The following is a 16,269-nucleotide window of genomic DNA, read 5'->3' as shown; positions in this document are numbered from 1 at the left end:
AATAACTGGCTCATATTTTTGGGAAGCAAGAGTGATGCGTCAAGTGGGTTTATTCTTATCAAGATTTTTGCTCGGTCTATGGATTGTATTCATAAGTGCATTTTTATCGCTACTACTGTCTAATGCACCAAGCGTACCCGATTATACTCCATTTGCTGGGGTATCTATAAATGTTGGAGAGAACTCTAAAATTCATTTACCTAATCGGATATTTGAATGTACACAAGCAGATCGAGAATTTAAGTGTCAAACAAAAATTCAGGATCGTTTACTAGATATAAGCTTTATTCAAGGAAACATAAATAAATACGATCTGACTAATTGTCGTGCTTCCTATGATGGACAAATAATTGGTTGTCAGGAGAGAGGATCGAATCATGCTCCACTACTTTCCAAAATCTACGAAATTACAAATTTAGGACTGAGTTCTCAGCAGTTGCAAGCATTAAAGCAAAAATACTGGGGGATGAATTTCCTCGTAGAATTAGGTGAAAATCGCTTACTGAGTCTCGGTAACATCCTATTTGTTGTAGGGGGAGGTATCGTAGGGTTTTTCTCCTGGTTTCATCCAAGTCCAGTAAATAAAATCTTTGCAAGCTTTGTTTGTGGATTTGGTGTGTATCACTTAGTTTGGCATTTCTTTGCTAGGATACCCTATGAGATTGTTATACCCTATGGATTTGCAGCCGATACTTGGGGTTGGTTTATAGATGGAACTGCGATCGCAGCAGGTTTAGCAATAATGTTTAACACTACCCTGCTGCTTTGGGGAATATTTAATCGTTTAACTCAAATACCGATGGGTATTGCTAGCGGTGTGGGAATTTTCAATATTTGCTGGTTATCTATTAATGGAATTTTGACTTACGCTTTAGATCGAATTGGAGTTGTCTCAACACAAAGTTTGGGACTGACATTATTTGCTATAGCAATTATGGCGACTATTTTTGCAATTGCTACCGCAATTTTACTTTGGTCCCGTACAGATGAATCGATAAAAAGCTTCCTTGTTATTAGTAATGGCTTTGGTGTAACAGGGCTGGGTACATATGGTTTAGTACTCCTTCTTTTATATTTGGGGTATGTGGATTAAATTAGCCTCAAGCAAAAATTCTAAAGTTATTTTTAACCTCTAACTCAATAGCATTTCTTGCGATCGTTTCTTCCCAACACCCGTATTCAGATGGTGGATTATACTTATTAATTACGACATTATAATGACCTTCAATTCCTGTCATTACTGACATTACACTAGTCGCTGCAGCTTTTACTCCATCATCTGTAACCCTAGAACCCAAATAAAAATCGTTACCCGGCCATGATACATGATCCCAAGCTACGACACTAAATAATTCACAAGTACTAAAATCATCTCCTGCTTCTTCATAGTCTTTTGGATGACACAGTTGAGATTTACCTTCATTTCCTTGAGTTAAAGGTCTGACAAGAAGATTTATACCTGCAATCTCAAGTCTTTCGTTGCTACATTCTCGATATGGGTCGTAATATACCGCTTTAATATTTGACAGTTTAGTACCATGCTTTTCTAAAAACTTTGTCAATGCAACTTTAAGGTGAGTACCTAACTGTCCTCTAAATTTTCCTGCAAACTGACCGCAACCAAGACCTGGAATCGTAATCAAGCCCATTTTACTTTGAGTTTTCATTACATCATTGGCATACATAAATGCAGGAAGCAATCTTCTCTCGTAAAGCTGATAATAAGATTCTGGATTGATTTCTTGATTTTTTGTTACTTCTTTCCAATCAGCAGGAGTATTACTTCTACCATTTCGTAATAATGCACCGGGGACGAATAAAAGAGTTGCTTGAAAAGGATTTTGATGTACTTTTGGATCGGTGTGTCTGCCATTGTCATATACTGTCACCGGCGTAGCAATACTGATATCCCCTAATATAGAAAGTTCTTCTTGATTCCAGTCCGAACCATCACCACTAACAGCACTTTCGGCAAATATTTGTGGTTTTTTAGTTCTAAGTATTAGCTCAATAAATTCTTCAGGGACAACTTGGGAAATATTTCTGTCAGTTAACTGCTTAGCAAGATAAGAACCTGGAGTTTTTCCAGCCTTCAATTCTTCCAAATAGTTTCTTGCTTTCTCATATGTTCTTTCATGAAGCGAAATTTTATAGCTTTTCATCTAGAACCTCAATCAGGTGCTTTAATATACATGAATGAGGTTAGTTTACAAACAGCTTTCAAGCAAGCAATATCTCATTTTTATGTTTAAAGGGAACGCTGTTAGCAAAAAGCCGCAATGCGATCGCATTTGTATTGGATCAAATTGCTCCCCAAGAAATAGCTAAACCAGAAGCTTTAGCCTCGGTTTTACTAGCTAGCTTTGATGGATTAGCTTTACAACAATTAGCCGATCCTAGTTTTGATTTAGAGGAACCATATGTGGTGCTTAAACAAATGTTTCAGTCGCAATTAGACAAAAATTAAACTCCTTATTTTTTTAAGTCTTTTTGGTTGGTTGTTCAATTAATTTGGTTGGTCATTCAATTAATGACTAAAAATGGAGAATTCAATCAAATGAGTATTCATATTACGCGAGCAGAAGAACTTCCTTACAAATTTGCAGAAGCCCTGAATACAGGTCAGATTGATAAATTTGATAACTTTATTGTAGCTGACTACATCAACCACAACCCTTATGTTCCAGACGGTTTAGAAGCAGTAAAAAATTTCTTTAAAGGTTTGGATAATATCTTTCCCAGATACCAAAGTAAATGTTGAAGATGTTTTTGTGGATGGTCAAACTGCGATCGCTCGATTCACTTATCACGCTCATCAACAAGAAGAATTTATGGGGATTCCAGCCACCGGTAATTTAATTAGTATGCGCAGTATCGATATTTGGCGCGTTAAGGACGGGAAATTTATTGAACACTGGGATGAATTGAATTTATTGGAAGTTATGCAGCAACTTGGAGCGATCCCAGCTGCTACTCTTGCTCAAGATTAGTCGATGTAGTTTGCAAATATTGCAGTGGGTATCATTGGCAACATTGGTAGCAAACAAATAACCCATTGATTCCAAGTCAGAGGTGCTGTCTCAAATAGTATGTTCATCACATTCCACTGACTGAACACAATTTGTAGAGCAACAGCACCAACAATACCCACAATTAGGATGGGTGCATTTGTAATCAATGCCGATCTACCCCGGATATAGTTGAACAAACTAATCCCTAATTGGCTGATACTGAGAAGATAGACGATTCGAGCAGCTACAAGGGACTGAATTGCCATTGTGCGAGCAACTGCAACATCACCAGTAGCAAACTTCGCCCACTCAAAGATACCAAAAATCAGAATCCAATTAAATAGGGAAACTGTCAAAATTCGACGTAATAATTTCTTTGTAATTAAGGGCTCTTTGGGATTGCGTGGAGACTTCTGCATCAAACCGTTCGACTTCGGCTCAAAGGCCAGGGGAACAGTCATGGTGAGGGAATTAATCATGTTTAACCACAGTACTTGTAGGGACAAAATTGGTAAATCCCTCGCTAGCAATGCACTGATCAAAATAGTCATGGATTCACCACCATTGACAGGTAAGAGAAAAGCGATCGCTTTACGTAAGTTTTGGTAAACTGTACGTCCTTCTTCCACTGCAGCTTCAATAGAGGCAAAGTTATCATCTGTTAGAAGCATATCAGCAGCTTCTCGAGCCACTTCGGTTCCACCTTTCCCCATTGCAATCCCAATATCAGCTTGCTTTAAGGCTGGTGCATCATTTACCCCATCTCCCGTCATGGCGACGATTTCCCCTTTTGACTGGAGAGCTTCGACTAATCTTAGTTTTTGAGCCGGTGCAACCCTAGCAAATACATCTCCATCTTCAATAGTTCGAGCAAGTTGACGATCATCCATTTTCGCTAGTTGCTGTCCCTCAAACCCCAGAACTTGCTCTGTCTTCTGAATACCCATACGTTGAGCGATCGCCCGAGCTGTTGAGATGTGGTCTCCGGTAATCATCTTGATTTGAATTCCGGCTGTCTGACAAGCATGCACCGCTGCGATCGCTTCTGGACGGGGTGGGTCAATCATACCTTGCAACCCGAGAAAAACTAACCCAGTTTCGATATTGTCATGATCTATCGAATGTTGATGGGGAGCAACAATTTTTTTGGCAAAAGCTAGTACTCGCAGAGCCTCTGCTGTCATTGCTTCAACGGCTTGCTCGATTTGTGCTTGCTCGAGGGGAACGATCTGACCCTGTCGATCTATCATCTGAGAGCATCGTCTTAACAATGCTTCAACAGAACCCTTGACGTAGATAGTTCGAAAATCAGCGTCATGCAATGTCGCCATATACTGATACTCGGATTCAAAAGGAATTGAATCTAATCGAGGTTTTGAAGCTGTTAGTGCAGACTGGGTTAGATCGGCTTTAGCTGCAGCTGTAATTAATGCACCTTCCGTGGGATCGCCCACAACCGACCAATGTTCTCCTGTATGCTTTAATTGTGAATCATTACAAAGTACTCCAGCTATCAGGGATTCTTTCAAGGCTTGCGACAAAAAACCATCTTCAAAAACACTTTCTAGGTCATTATTATCAGGTTGAACAATCTCACCTTTAGGACTGTAACCACTACCACTGACCTGATAATTTTGTCCCCCAGCGTAAATAGCCTGTACCGTCATTTGATTTTCTGTTAGCGTTCCGGTTTTGTCAGAACAAATAACAGTGGTACTCCCCAAAGCTTCAACGGCTGGAAGTTTGCGAATAATGGTATGACGGCGCGCCATGCGGTTAACACCAATCGCCAAAGTGATAGTTACAACTGCTGGTAAACCTTCAGGAATTGCACTAACAGCTAAAGCGACAGCAGCTTCAAACATGTAGATCCAGGATTCTCCCTGTCCCAGACCGATGGCAAATGTCAGGGTTGCCAGAGTCAGAATAGCGTAGAGTAAGATACGGCTAAATTTAGCAAACTTACGAGTCAGTGGAGTACTCAGATTAACCCTCTGCTCCATCGACTTAGAAATCTGTCCGACTTCCGTAGCATCTGCTGTAGCTATAACAATCCCTGTTCCCTGTCCAAAAGTGACAAAACTTCCGGCGTAGGTCATATTAACTCGTTCTGCAAGGGGAGTATCCTTTGGTAAGGGTTGAATAGATTTATCTACTGGTACTGATTCTCCCGTAAGAGCTGACTCATCAACCTGTAAACTACGAGTATTCAGTAATCTCAAGTCTGCTGGAACTTTATCCCCCGATGTCAAAAGTACGATATCTCCCGGTACTAAATCCCGTGATGGTATCTGCAGAGTTTGACCCTCTCGTAAAACCGTACTTTCTGTGGTCACTGCTTTTGCAAGGGAAGCGATCGCTCCTTCAGCCTTGGCTTCTTGAACATAGCCAATAACTGCATTGATAACCGTCACTCCCCAGATAACAGCTGCATTAGTCCAAGATCCTAAAAATGCTTTCACAGCCCCTGCAATCAACAGGATGTAGAGAAGCGGTTGATGAAACTGTAATAAAAATCTTAGCCAAGCAGGTTTTCCAGGTTTGATAGGTAATTCATTCCATCCATATGTTTCGTAACGACTAGCAACTTCCTCTGCTGTTAAACCACCTTTTAAGTTGCTATTAAATTCTTTAATTGCCTCACGACCAGAAAGTTCGTGACAAGAGCGAGATTGCAATTGAACTGATATCATAACTTCCCGTGCAGATGCTTTTCTGATACCCTATCAGTTGATGCTAGCAAAGACAGAATATCTTGTTCATCGAATCTGCACATCGGTATCATTGGAATGTACGGATAGCAAGCAAATACCCTACTATGTGAAAAACAAAACTAGGTTGTAATACAGCAGTCGTATTTGATGGGGGATTGCTATAGTTTTTCTACGATTATAGTGAACAATACACTCCTCACAAAAAAATATTTGACACTGATTGTAGTGCCAAAGTATTACAAATGTAAATAATTCAATCTAACTAACTTAACAGTAACAATGTGACCTTTTTCCCGGTCAAGCCATGAGGTCAAGTTTTATTTTTTTGGAGCATCAAGCAAGACTACCAAGGCGATTGCTAATCCAGTCGAACAACAGAGGAAAATTTTGTTTGAAAAAATGGATGTTCTTTCCCACGCGATCAGGAAATACGTGGAGTCGTTCGTGAGCAATAGCTTCAATGGTATGAGCCATCACTTCTTCTGGTTCGACAATCAATCGGTCGGGAATTTTTGTAGAACTTTCTGCTAAAGTACCGTATTTTGCCGAGTTCAACATTGGAGTACGGCTGTAAAAAGGATAAACAGCTGTAACTTTTACGTTGTGAGGTTTCATTTCATGAAATAATCCTTCACTAAAACCCCGCAAGCCAAATTTACTCGAAGAATAGTGAGCAATTCCCGGACGAGGAATCCAACCAGCCATAGAAGAGATGTTAACAATATGTCCTTGTTGTCGAGCAATCATATCGGCGACAAATAAAGAACTTAAACGTATTGGAGCGATTAAATTGACTTGCATCAATTGCTCCCATTTCTCTACAGGAACTTCATCTACACGACCAAATAGACCCATCCCTGCATTATTAATCAAAACATCTAAGGGAATATTTAAAGCTTTAACTTTTTGATAGAGAGTCTCACAGTCTGTGCGATTAGCTAAGTTAGCCCCAAAGGATTGAATAACTTCTCCTGTGGTTATTTCAGCCTGTATTTTGTTTACTTGCTCTTTAAGTATCTCTAGGTTAATGTCTGTAAGAATAAGACGACTTCCCTTACCTAGTAACTGTTTAGTTAATTCGCGACCAAACCCCCCTGCCGCTCCTGTAACTAAAATAACAGCGTCATTTAATTTGGTCATATTTAGATATCTTTATTACTCTATTTTGGTTAGTTTGAGTAAGCAGTCAAACAAAACTAATTGGATATTTTTTACCAAGTTGTCGGAAATTTACCCTAGGAATTACTTTATATAGATGTGGCAAAAGTCTCCTAGCATTTGTTCGAACCTATTTTAAATCTTCGTTCCAATCTTTCAGTAGGAAACTTGTTAATATCTGGGATTGAAATAAGCATCATCTAGAAGGTTATTCCTTGAGAACCTTAAAGAATGTATCTTGATGCATCATTGAAATGCCCCACTGTACGCCGTACACACCAATCGGCGTATCTATGGAGCAACCCTGGAATGGCTGAAAGTATTTTTATTTGTTTTAATTCCCATTCACAATAGTTCAATAATATCAATAATTAAAAATTTACTTCATCATTCCATAGGTTATGTTCTAATCCTCCCCTCGTTCACTTCTAACAAAACCGACTGACTGATGTATAGCGGTCGTATTGGAATCTAAATTACTCCTATTGGCATAAACATCTTTTTTAATAAAAGACTAAGAAGGTTTTTATAAGTAAAAAATAAAATTATTCTAATATCTGTTAGATTTATTACCAAATTTCACATACTAAATGATATCTGTGGGCTACAACAAATTTTGAATTGTTCAAACAATTAAATCCTGATTTTGCCGTAACCCACACTACTTTAGAAGTTGTTTATAAACATACTCTAAGACTACGAATCGGAGATTTTAAATTTAAATTTTAAGCTATATCAAAATATTTGCAATAGTTCCTCAACTACTACATCAATGAATGTATTTGCATCAATTGGCTTAGATATATGTCTTTGAAAACCAGCTCCAATTGCTTTCTCCTGAGATTCTTCACCTGCGTATGCAGTTACAGCCACTGATGGAATTAACTTACCTTTTTCTGAAGAGCGAATTTTTCCGATAAATTCGTAACCATTCATATCGGACATTTCGATATCGCTGATTAATAAATCTGGCGTGGATTTAGTAATATTTTCGAGCGCTTGCGACGCCGATGTTGCAGTTGTAACTGTTGCACCTTCTTGTTGTAATAAAAAAGCGATTAAGTCACAAGAATCTGGTTCGTCATCAACTACTAAGACATTTATACCGTTTAAGCCTGATCGTGGTTGACTGACTTGCTGTAAATTTGTAGTTTCATTTTTTGCTGCCATATATGGTATGCGTACTGTAAAAGTTGCACCTTGCTCTTCCCCAAGGCTCTGTGCGGTTACACTTCCTTCGTGGAGTTTAACAATTTGATGCACAATCGCCAGTCCCAAACCCAAGCCACCAAACTTACGGGTTGTGCTGCTGTCTTCCTGACGGAAATGCTCGAAGATATAAGGCAGAAACTCTTTTTTAATTCCTTTTCCAGTATCTTTTACCTGAATTTGGGCATAGTTTCCAGTTTGAGTTAATTCGACCCAAATCTGTCCGTTGACAGGAGTAAATTTGACTGCATTGGATAAAAGATTCCATATTACTTGCTGCAATCGCCCTCCATCGCCGTTAACCATTACTGCTGATGATGGTTTTATTATGTGAATGTGAATTGATTTGGCTTGTGCGGCTAAACGAACTGTTTCTAAAGCACCTTGAATCACATCTCCTAGATTTACAGATACTTTATCTAAGTTGAGCTTGCGCTGCAAAATTCGGGATATATCGAGTAAATCGTCAATTAATTGCGCCTGTAGCTTGGCGTTACGTTCAATTATTTCCAAAGCTTTTTGGGTTTTCTTATGATCAATTTTACCTTTTTGTAATATTTTTGCCCAACCGAGAATTGGATTTAGGGGAGTACGCATTTCGTGGGAAAGTATTGCAAGAAATTCGTCCTTGAGGCGGTTTGCTTGTTCTGCTTCTTCGCGAGCGGCTCGTTCCAGTTCGAGAATACGTACGCGCTCTTGTTGCATAGCCATCCGTTCTCGAATATCGTGGCTGATGGTGGCGATGGCGCGGGGTTCATCGGTATGTGGATCTTTGATGAGAAAAAGGGTGTAATCAACGGGAATTGCTTCCCCAGTTTGAAAGTGGCGAAAACGAAACTCGCCCTTCCAGTAACCTTCGCGCATCACAGTTGGATATATAACTTCCTGGACATAAGCTTTATCTTCTGGTAGAAAATAATCAATAATTTCGGTTTTGGTAACGGCTTCAAGATTTTCTAGCCCGATTAAACGGCAACCTGCAGGGTTGACAAATACTGCTTGGGATTCCAGTGTCGCCAATCCAATAAAATCTATACTATTGTCGATTAGAGCAGCAAGTTGCTGAAGTTTTGCTTCGGATTGCTTACGCTTGTTAATATCGGTGACACTACCAATTAACCTAATCGGATTACCATTGCTATCTCGGTAAACGCTACCACGAGCCCAAATCCAAGTAATTTTTCCGTCTGCACGAATAATTCTGCATTCAAAGTCCCAATCCACATAACTCGACAGGGTTTGTTTGAAAGATTTATCTACAGATTCGCGATCGTCGGGATGGACGTGCTCGAGGAAAATTTCATAACTCCATTCCGGTAAAAGCGATTCGTATCCAAAAATTTGGTCGTGTTTGAGCGAGCGATTAGCGGTATAGGGTTGGGTTGTTAAATCTAAATCCCATTCACCAATCTGAGAACATTCAAGCATAAACTGTAATCGAGCTTCTTGTTCTCTTAAGGCTTCAGTTACTTGCTTGCGTTCGGTAATATCAGCACATATAACTGCAATTCCTTCAGGTGTAGGATGAATTTGATTTTCAAACCAGCGATTCCAAGCCGGATAATAAAAATCGAACTGGGTCGACTTTCTTTCCAGCATAACTTGATATAGCTTTTGTTCTAATTCGGTATCCACTAAATCGGGAAATACCTCCCAAAGGCTTTTACCCAAAACATCTTCACGCCTCATACCAATGATTTCAAGTTGACGATCGTTAATATATAGATAACGCCAGTCATAATCAAAAATCACAAAGCCATCACGAATACTTGATAAAATACCAAGCATTCTAGTTTCTGCTGCTTCGACTTCCATTCGCGCAGTTTCGCGGATTTGCTCTAACCGGCGTTCGGTTTCCCAAGCATTAGAACTACTAATAGCAGTCGCGATTTGTCCGCCAACTAAATCAAAGAAGCCCTTATAATCATCGTTAAATGGTCGTTTTGAACTAATACCTACAATTAAAAATCCCTTTATATCAGCTTGTCCCGATGGGATCAACGGTAGAACAAAAGCAGATTCGGGGCTATTCGCCCAAGCATCACCGGGTAAGTTTCCAAATTTTGATTTTAATTCCCCTATAAATTGACCTTCATTGGTCGCCATAACCGCAGGGAGTTGCCATAAATTACAAATTTTCGAGTCTGAATTTATCTCAATTTCTAATGGACTGGCTGATGTTTCTGCATTTATTCCACAAGTACCTGCTAATTTTGCTGTAGCTTGCTTATCATCGAGGAGATATAGGAGGGCAAAGGGTATATCATGAGGATTATTTGCTAAAGTTCGAAGTGAAATTTGACAAGCTTCTTCAACTGTCTTGATCCCAATGTTTTCAGTTGCAAGTTCTCGAAGCGTTTGCAGTTGTCTTTCTCCAATAACTCGCTCGGTTGTCTCACTACAAACAACCAAAATGCCATTTATCTCACCATTGTCGTCTCTGACTGGACTGTAACTGTAGGTCCAGTAAACTTCTTCTAAATAACCGTTACGAATAATGGGTACTAAATGGTCTTCATTCCAAGTAGATTTGCCCCACTTCATCACTGCATCAATTTGGGGTTCAATAATATGCCAAATCTCGTCCCAAAATTCTCTTCCCCGGTGTCCCAAAGCTTGGGGGTGCTTATTTGCTCCCAAACTTGGACGATAAGCATCATTGTAAAACTGAATTAACTCCTCTCCCCAAAATAAAAACATGGGGTGACCAGAGGTAAGCAATATACTCAAAATTGTCTTCAGGCTTTGCGACCAGTTTTCTACCGCACCAAGGCTTGTTTGCGACCAATCAAAGGAACGCATCAATACCGCCATTTCACTATCACCGATAAAAATCTCTTCTTCAACCCTCAAATTTTGCTCAATTTTCACAATTCAAACTCCGTTTGCGGGGGATAAATTAACAAGGTATATCTCGCTTTTTATTCCTCTTCTGTCACTGTACTCATAGAAAAAGCGTTTCAATACAAGAGTTTCAGTAAAAAAATAATAGTATTTAGAATGCTATGAATAAAGGCAAAAATTCTGTCATATTTATAGCTTGAAGTATCAGCATTGACTTTTATTTCTAAACAATCACGTAAGAGGGTTATTTACCGTATAAGTTATTTTTGACATAAGAATTTTATAAAGATATATAGTAATTTTTCTTACTTAATTTAAAATTTAGCTAAAGATGCTTAACGCAACATAGTATCACTCAAAAAAAAACGTTGCATTTTACACTTTTTGTTTTTAAGTCGTAACTGCGTTGATGATTGAAAATACTCAAATGTCACTATCTGTAAACTGTTTATGAGAGTAATATCAGTAACTTTGACAGTGCATAAGTAATATGTAGAGTTTTAATACTTGAAAGATCGTACAGTGAAATTGCGCAACAAAACTTCTCTGGGAATATGGCTCTATCAAAAGGTAGATTTGTGACTTATATCTTATGAAAGAGTTGTTGTGCATTTAACCGAAGTTACTTTAGTTTTTAAGGATGCTTATAAGCACAAGTGTCTGATTTTCACAACATCTAACTCTAGGTTTTATTCAAAGTTTAAGTTAGAGATATGTCTTTCTTCACATAACCAAATAGAAAGATAAAGTATGTGATTAATTGTTGTACTTATTTAGAGAAATATGAATACTTTATCAGCATACGAAAAATTTCATAACCGGGCAGAATTAGCAGTACAAAAGATTGTAGAAAGAATTATTCGATCTGGGAAAATAAGTCGTAAAGATCATAAAGCTTTAACTTATACGGTATTAATTGACGGGAAAGTTAGTGATTCAGATAGACGTCACATTAATCGTATATTCGATTACATTCAAACAGGTCGTTTACAGCTAGTAGATTGGTAAAATATAGCTTTGGCCTAGAGACTTGCAAAGGTGTTGATGCGTTTATCAATGAGATGATGAGCAGAAGTAAAAAATGACATTAGTCATCTAAGCATAATCCTAAGTATCCCTGCATAGATAAACCCTTCAGTAGTCTAAATGGAAACTTAAGATACAATTCAAGCGCTGATAATCCATCAACGAAGCAAAGATTTGTTACAGGATCTAAACTCAAATAAATTACTGACAAGCAGATGCTAAAAGCAAGCAATAAACTAAAAATCAGGACTTACACACGGATAAAGTAAATACATTTATTGCGACGATAGGTTAGCAAAGTCTTTCCACAAAGAAATAGCAATTCCAAACTATTCTATTTAGGACTGGTGACGAGCGCGTAATATCATGTCCGGTAAAATACTTGTGATAAGGTTCGTAGTAGCACTTTAGCGCCAGTATTTTTCTATAAGACTATAAGCACTACTACAAACATATTTTTTCATAAGTAATTAAGCGGACATGATATAAGTCCTACCAAAAAGCAATTGCTAAGGCGTATACCGTAGGCTTATCAATCAAGTGATCTTAAATAAAATTATATAAAGCTTTCTATAATAGCGATAGCATTTGCGATACCGTCTTCTTTACGAATCTTTTCACCTAAAGTTTCCGTATTTTGTCGAATAATTTGATTTGTTATTACTTCTCGAATTGCTTTAGCTAATTTAGTAGCAGTTAATTTGTTTTGTGGAATAGGTTTACTTCCGACACCCAGAGTATAAACCCTTTCCCCCCAATAAGGTTGATCGACAAGAAAAGGACATACTATTGTCGGACAACCTGCACGTAATCCGGCTGCTGTTGTTCCAGCACCACCATGATGAACGACAGCAGACATCTGAGGGAAGAGCCAGGAATGGGGAATTTTATCGATCTTGAAAATGGTTTTCGGTAGAATTCTAGCGTCTACACCACCCCAGCCAGTAGCAATTATGCCACGTACTCCTGCTTTCTCCAGGGCATTAATGACAATATTTGCCATTTTTTTTGGATTACGTCCTGCCATACTACCAAATCCAACATAAACCGGCTGTTCGCCTGCTTCCAGAAAATCAACCAATTCGGCTGGAGGTCGCCAATCATCCTTTCGATCTAAAAACCAATATCCGGTGATATAAGCTGTATTTGACCAATCTTTGGGACGTGGTGAAATCAGTCCGCTATAACCATGCAAAACTGGAATTGGTTTTCCATTTACCGTTTCGATTGGACTTGTCGATTTAGGAAATTTGCTAATTCCGAGTACATCCTGACGAAATTCATTTACTATGTCGTCGTAATTATGGTAGCCCCAGTGCAAAACCTTATAGGAAAGTTTGTTGTACCAGCCTCCAAGCTTCAAATTTGGGAACCCAATAGCCACAGAATCAGAAGTTGGAACGATCGCAGGTGCGAGAACAGCCATTATTGCTGGAATACCAAGTTTTTCCGCAATGTGGGAACCTGCTAGTACCTTGGGATGGAAAATGATAATATCGGGTTTTGCTGCTTGGGCTGAATTCCAAGCATCCCTAAGCATTTGTTTATTGATGACTTTGGCTACTTTAAGCAATTTCAACATCGCTCCGATTAAACCAAAAAAAGTTCCTCCGCTTTCCATCATTTCTCGACCAGCTTCTGAGTCAACCAGTTTGATGAAATCATTATTCATATATCCATAATTCAAACCATGGTCGGTGATGAATGATTCAAAGCTAGAGCAGGTGCAGACAGTTACTAAATGTCCCGCTTCTCTTAATCCTTGACCCAACGCTACATAAGGTTGGACATCGCCACGGGAACCAGCTGTGAGAATAAAAATATTCATAATTTTTCCTTACTGTTCGACATTACTGAAGTAAGCTTGTCATCACAGTTCACAACTACGCTAACGCAATTTACTACCCTGATGTTGAATACTTAGGTGCTCAAAATTTTACTAAAAACTAAAAAATATCAGTAATAGTCAAAAAGTAAGAATACTAATACTTTCAGTTCCCCGTTTGTTAATCATCAGCAAGCTTCTTCTAAAATTAAAATAAACTTGCACTTCCCCATCATCATGACAATAACTACCGCTAAACGCTTTACCATAACTGAATACAATCATTTAACAGAACTCGGATTTTTCGGTGAGGATGACCGAGTTGAGTTAATTCGCGGAGAATTGATCTACATGATTGCTAAAGGTACAGCCCATTCAACATTTAATAGAAGATTAATTAGAGAATTATCAAATTTACTAAGTAAACGTGCAACTTTGCAAAGTCAAGACCCTGTAGTTATATCAACAGATAGCGAACCCGAACCAGATATAACTATTCTTAAAAATCGAGATGATGATTATCTTAGCTCTCATCCTTGCCCTGAAGACATATTACTTTTGATTGAAATTGCTGACTCTTCTTTAAAGTATGACCAAGAAGTGAAGTTACTGCTTTATGCTGAAGCAGGTATTCTCGATTATTGGATATTTAATTTAAATGATAATTGCTTGGAACATTACAGAGAACCATTACAAAATTCTCAAGGTAAATTTGGTTATCGTAAAAAGATAATTTTCTTACCCAATGAAACTGTTAATTTACCTTGTTTTCCAGATCTAATTTTGGATTTATCTAAGGTTTTTCCTGGTTGATATACATTACATTATTGATGAAATTAATTAATTTTTAACCTACAGGTTACATCGGTACTAATTACTTAAAACGCTTGCTGTAGCTATCAAATAACTCATTAATCTTCTGTGAGTCATATACAATAGTCCCCCGTTCATCCCGAAAAGTGCGTTCGCGATCGCCTCTGAAGGAAAGCCAGTTAAAACTTGTAGTGACGGCAAACTTTTGATCGGAAATGAGAATTTTTGCGTGAGTATCTCCCCAACGGTTAAGCTTAAAATTTGCTTTATATTGATTTCCTAATTCTTGTATTTTTTTCTCAGCTTGAATATCAGAAGAATATTTATTATCATATTCTCCCAAACCATAACCTATGTAAACTTTTACACTTTTTTTGAGTAGATTTTCAAAATCTATCAAAAATTTTTCATTAACTGAACTTGCTCTAATCCAAGGGGAGATAATCATTAAACGTTCCTGTGTATTGCTAAGAGCATCTTCCAAAAGTGGACGGTGCTCGTACATCTCTAACCAACGCATAGGAACTGTACTCAAAAGAGAATCTAATTGTTCTTTAAGTTGTTCAATTTCTTCCTGTGCGGATTGAAATTGTTGCTCAAGTTTAATTTTTTCTTCTTTATCCTTAGTCAGTTCAAGACTATTTTGAGTTATCTGTATTTGTGCTTCAATCTTTGCTTGAGCGCAGTATACCTCCTCTTTGATGGTTTCAATTGTTTCTAATGGAGCTGAGGCGACAAAGTCATATCCCAATATTTCTTCGGCGAGTTTTTTAGGAGAGCTTAGCTTCAGAGTCTCAACAATACGAAGTTTATTAATACCATTGGAGCGAGCAAAAGCAGTTTCATGTTCGTTAGAGGGAACACCATCAATTAGAAATGCTACTTGAACATCATCACTATCTTTTGCTTTATAAATTAATGCTTGTGCAGGCTGGAAAAGCCTTTCTCTACGTTCAATCGCTTTTAATGCTAGTAAGTCTCTCTGTTCTTTTGATTTCCTTTTGCTCGCACTTTCTATTTGGCGGTTCAATGCATACACTTGTTTAAGTTTAATATCAGCTAATTCTGGTGGCTTTTTCGGAAATGCTTCAATTTCTATCATTCTTTGAGTACGCAATTCTTGTGGCTTCAAAAACGATGAATCAGAGCGTCCATACCGACATGGATAACGCAATAAACCATCAAAATGAATATCAAATGTTCGTTCCTCTGGAATAATAATTTTAGCTTCACTAAGAGTATTCTTACCTTTTTTAGTCAGTTTCCACACTTGCATTCGAGAAGCATTAGGTGCAACAAGATCAATATTTTCATTCATTCTTAAATTGACCATTGCATCGTTTAATATTACCTTTTCTAGACCAAGATAATCAACAATATCTTCTTCAGAGGAAAGACCTGCATCAATTACTTTTAAAACGTATTCTTCTATTGGAGGAATTGGTTTACACCTTTGTGTTAGAGCTTGAATTGTTATTTTATAAACAGGTAATCCTACGCGTTTGCAGCTTACTAAATCAAAACCAGGTCTATTGTAGCGAAGCATTTGATCTGCTGTTATAGGATTTAAGTGATATATGTACATAGGGCTTGCTGAAAAAGTAAGATACAGATTGATTCGTTATTCGAGGAAAAACAAAAAATAAGTTTTGAACATATTAAGGCAACT

At 38.0% G+C, this 16,269-nt stretch carries 12 protein-coding genes; 6 read left to right on the top strand and 6 right to left on the bottom strand.

The genetic code is table 11. The annotated features are described in order from the left end of the window. The first annotated feature begins 31 nt into the window (after positions 1-31). Positions 32-1,093, top strand: a complete 1,062-nt coding sequence (locus BC008_RS29740) for a hypothetical protein (protein WP_153009686.1) — start codon at positions 32-34, stop codon at positions 1,091-1,093. A gap of 7 nt (positions 1,094-1,100) precedes the next feature. Here BC008_RS29740 and BC008_RS29735 read toward each other — a convergent pair whose 3' ends face one another. Then, complete coding sequence (locus BC008_RS29735) at positions 1,101-2,162, bottom strand: hypothetical protein (RefSeq protein WP_027844025.1); 1,062 nt, start codon at positions 2,160-2,162, stop codon at positions 1,101-1,103. A 134-nt stretch (positions 2,163-2,296) separates the two neighbouring features. Between BC008_RS29735 and BC008_RS49795 the strand changes: the two genes are divergently transcribed. The 3 genes from BC008_RS49795 (at position 2,297) to BC008_RS29725 (ending at position 2,990) form a co-directional block, all read left to right on the top strand. Further along, positions 2,297-2,467, top strand: coding sequence for a hypothetical protein (locus BC008_RS49795; protein WP_161938179.1), 171 nt, complete (start codon positions 2,297-2,299; stop codon positions 2,465-2,467). Between the two features lie 90 nt (positions 2,468-2,557). After that, positions 2,558-2,761 carry a hypothetical protein gene (locus tag BC008_RS29730; protein ID WP_153009685.1) on the top strand — a complete coding sequence of 68 codons (204 nt, stop codon included), beginning with the start codon at positions 2,558-2,560 and terminating at the stop codon, positions 2,759-2,761. A 10-nt stretch (positions 2,762-2,771) separates the two neighbouring features. Then, a complete protein-coding gene (locus BC008_RS29725) occupies positions 2,772-2,990 on the top strand; it encodes an ester cyclase (RefSeq protein WP_058184131.1) in 219 nt (72 codons plus the stop codon). On the opposite strand, the gene BC008_RS29720 is transcribed toward BC008_RS29725, so the two are convergent. The 3 genes from BC008_RS29720 to BC008_RS29710 form a co-directional block, all read right to left on the bottom strand. Further along, positions 2,987-5,704 (bottom strand): cation-transporting P-type ATPase, encoded by a 2,718-nt coding sequence (locus BC008_RS29720; RefSeq protein WP_027844026.1) that lies wholly within the window; start codon positions 5,702-5,704, stop codon positions 2,987-2,989. The two genes, BC008_RS29725 and BC008_RS29720, sit on opposite strands and share 4 nt — an antisense overlap. Positions 5,705-6,058: 354 nt before the next feature. Continuing rightward, positions 6,059-6,865 carry an SDR family NAD(P)-dependent oxidoreductase gene (locus tag BC008_RS29715; RefSeq protein ID WP_027844027.1) on the bottom strand — a complete coding sequence of 269 codons (807 nt, stop codon included), beginning with the start codon at positions 6,863-6,865 and terminating at the stop codon, positions 6,059-6,061. A 753-nt stretch (positions 6,866-7,618) separates the two neighbouring features. Beyond that, a complete protein-coding gene (locus tag BC008_RS29710; protein WP_058184130.1) occupies positions 7,619-10,963 on the bottom strand; it encodes a PAS domain S-box protein in 3,345 nt (1,114 codons plus the stop codon). 756 nt (positions 10,964-11,719) lie between these two features. Here BC008_RS29710 and BC008_RS29705 point away from each other — a divergent pair. Beyond that, a complete protein-coding gene (locus BC008_RS29705; protein ID WP_058184129.1) occupies positions 11,720-11,944 on the top strand; it encodes a hypothetical protein in 225 nt (74 codons plus the stop codon). 574 nt (positions 11,945-12,518) lie between these two features. On the opposite strand, the gene BC008_RS29700 is transcribed toward BC008_RS29705, so the two are convergent. Further along, the gene (locus tag BC008_RS29700; RefSeq protein ID WP_027844028.1) at positions 12,519-13,790 is read right to left on the bottom strand and encodes a glycosyltransferase; all 1,272 of its coding nucleotides are present in this window, start codon (positions 13,788-13,790) and stop codon (positions 12,519-12,521) included. 234 nt (positions 13,791-14,024) lie between these two features. On the opposite strand from BC008_RS29700, the gene BC008_RS29695 reads away from it, so the two are divergent. Next, positions 14,025-14,600, top strand: coding sequence for a Uma2 family endonuclease (locus BC008_RS29695; protein WP_027844029.1), 576 nt, complete (start codon positions 14,025-14,027; stop codon positions 14,598-14,600). 61 nt (positions 14,601-14,661) lie between these two features. Here BC008_RS29695 and BC008_RS29690 read toward each other — a convergent pair whose 3' ends face one another. Then, positions 14,662-16,146 carry a phospholipase D-like domain-containing protein gene (locus BC008_RS29690; RefSeq protein ID WP_235595958.1) on the bottom strand — a complete coding sequence of 495 codons (1,485 nt, stop codon included), beginning with the start codon at positions 16,144-16,146 and terminating at the stop codon, positions 14,662-14,664. Positions 16,147-16,269: the final 123 nt, after the last annotated feature.

Origin of the sequence: Mastigocoleus testarum BC008, assembly GCF_001456025.1 — a bacterium.
Taxonomy (GTDB): Bacteria; Cyanobacteriota; Cyanobacteriia; order Cyanobacteriales; family Nostocaceae; genus Mastigocoleus; species Mastigocoleus testarum.
Note: the sequence above shows the minus strand (reverse complement) of the source record. Positions and strands in the feature narration are given on the sequence as shown.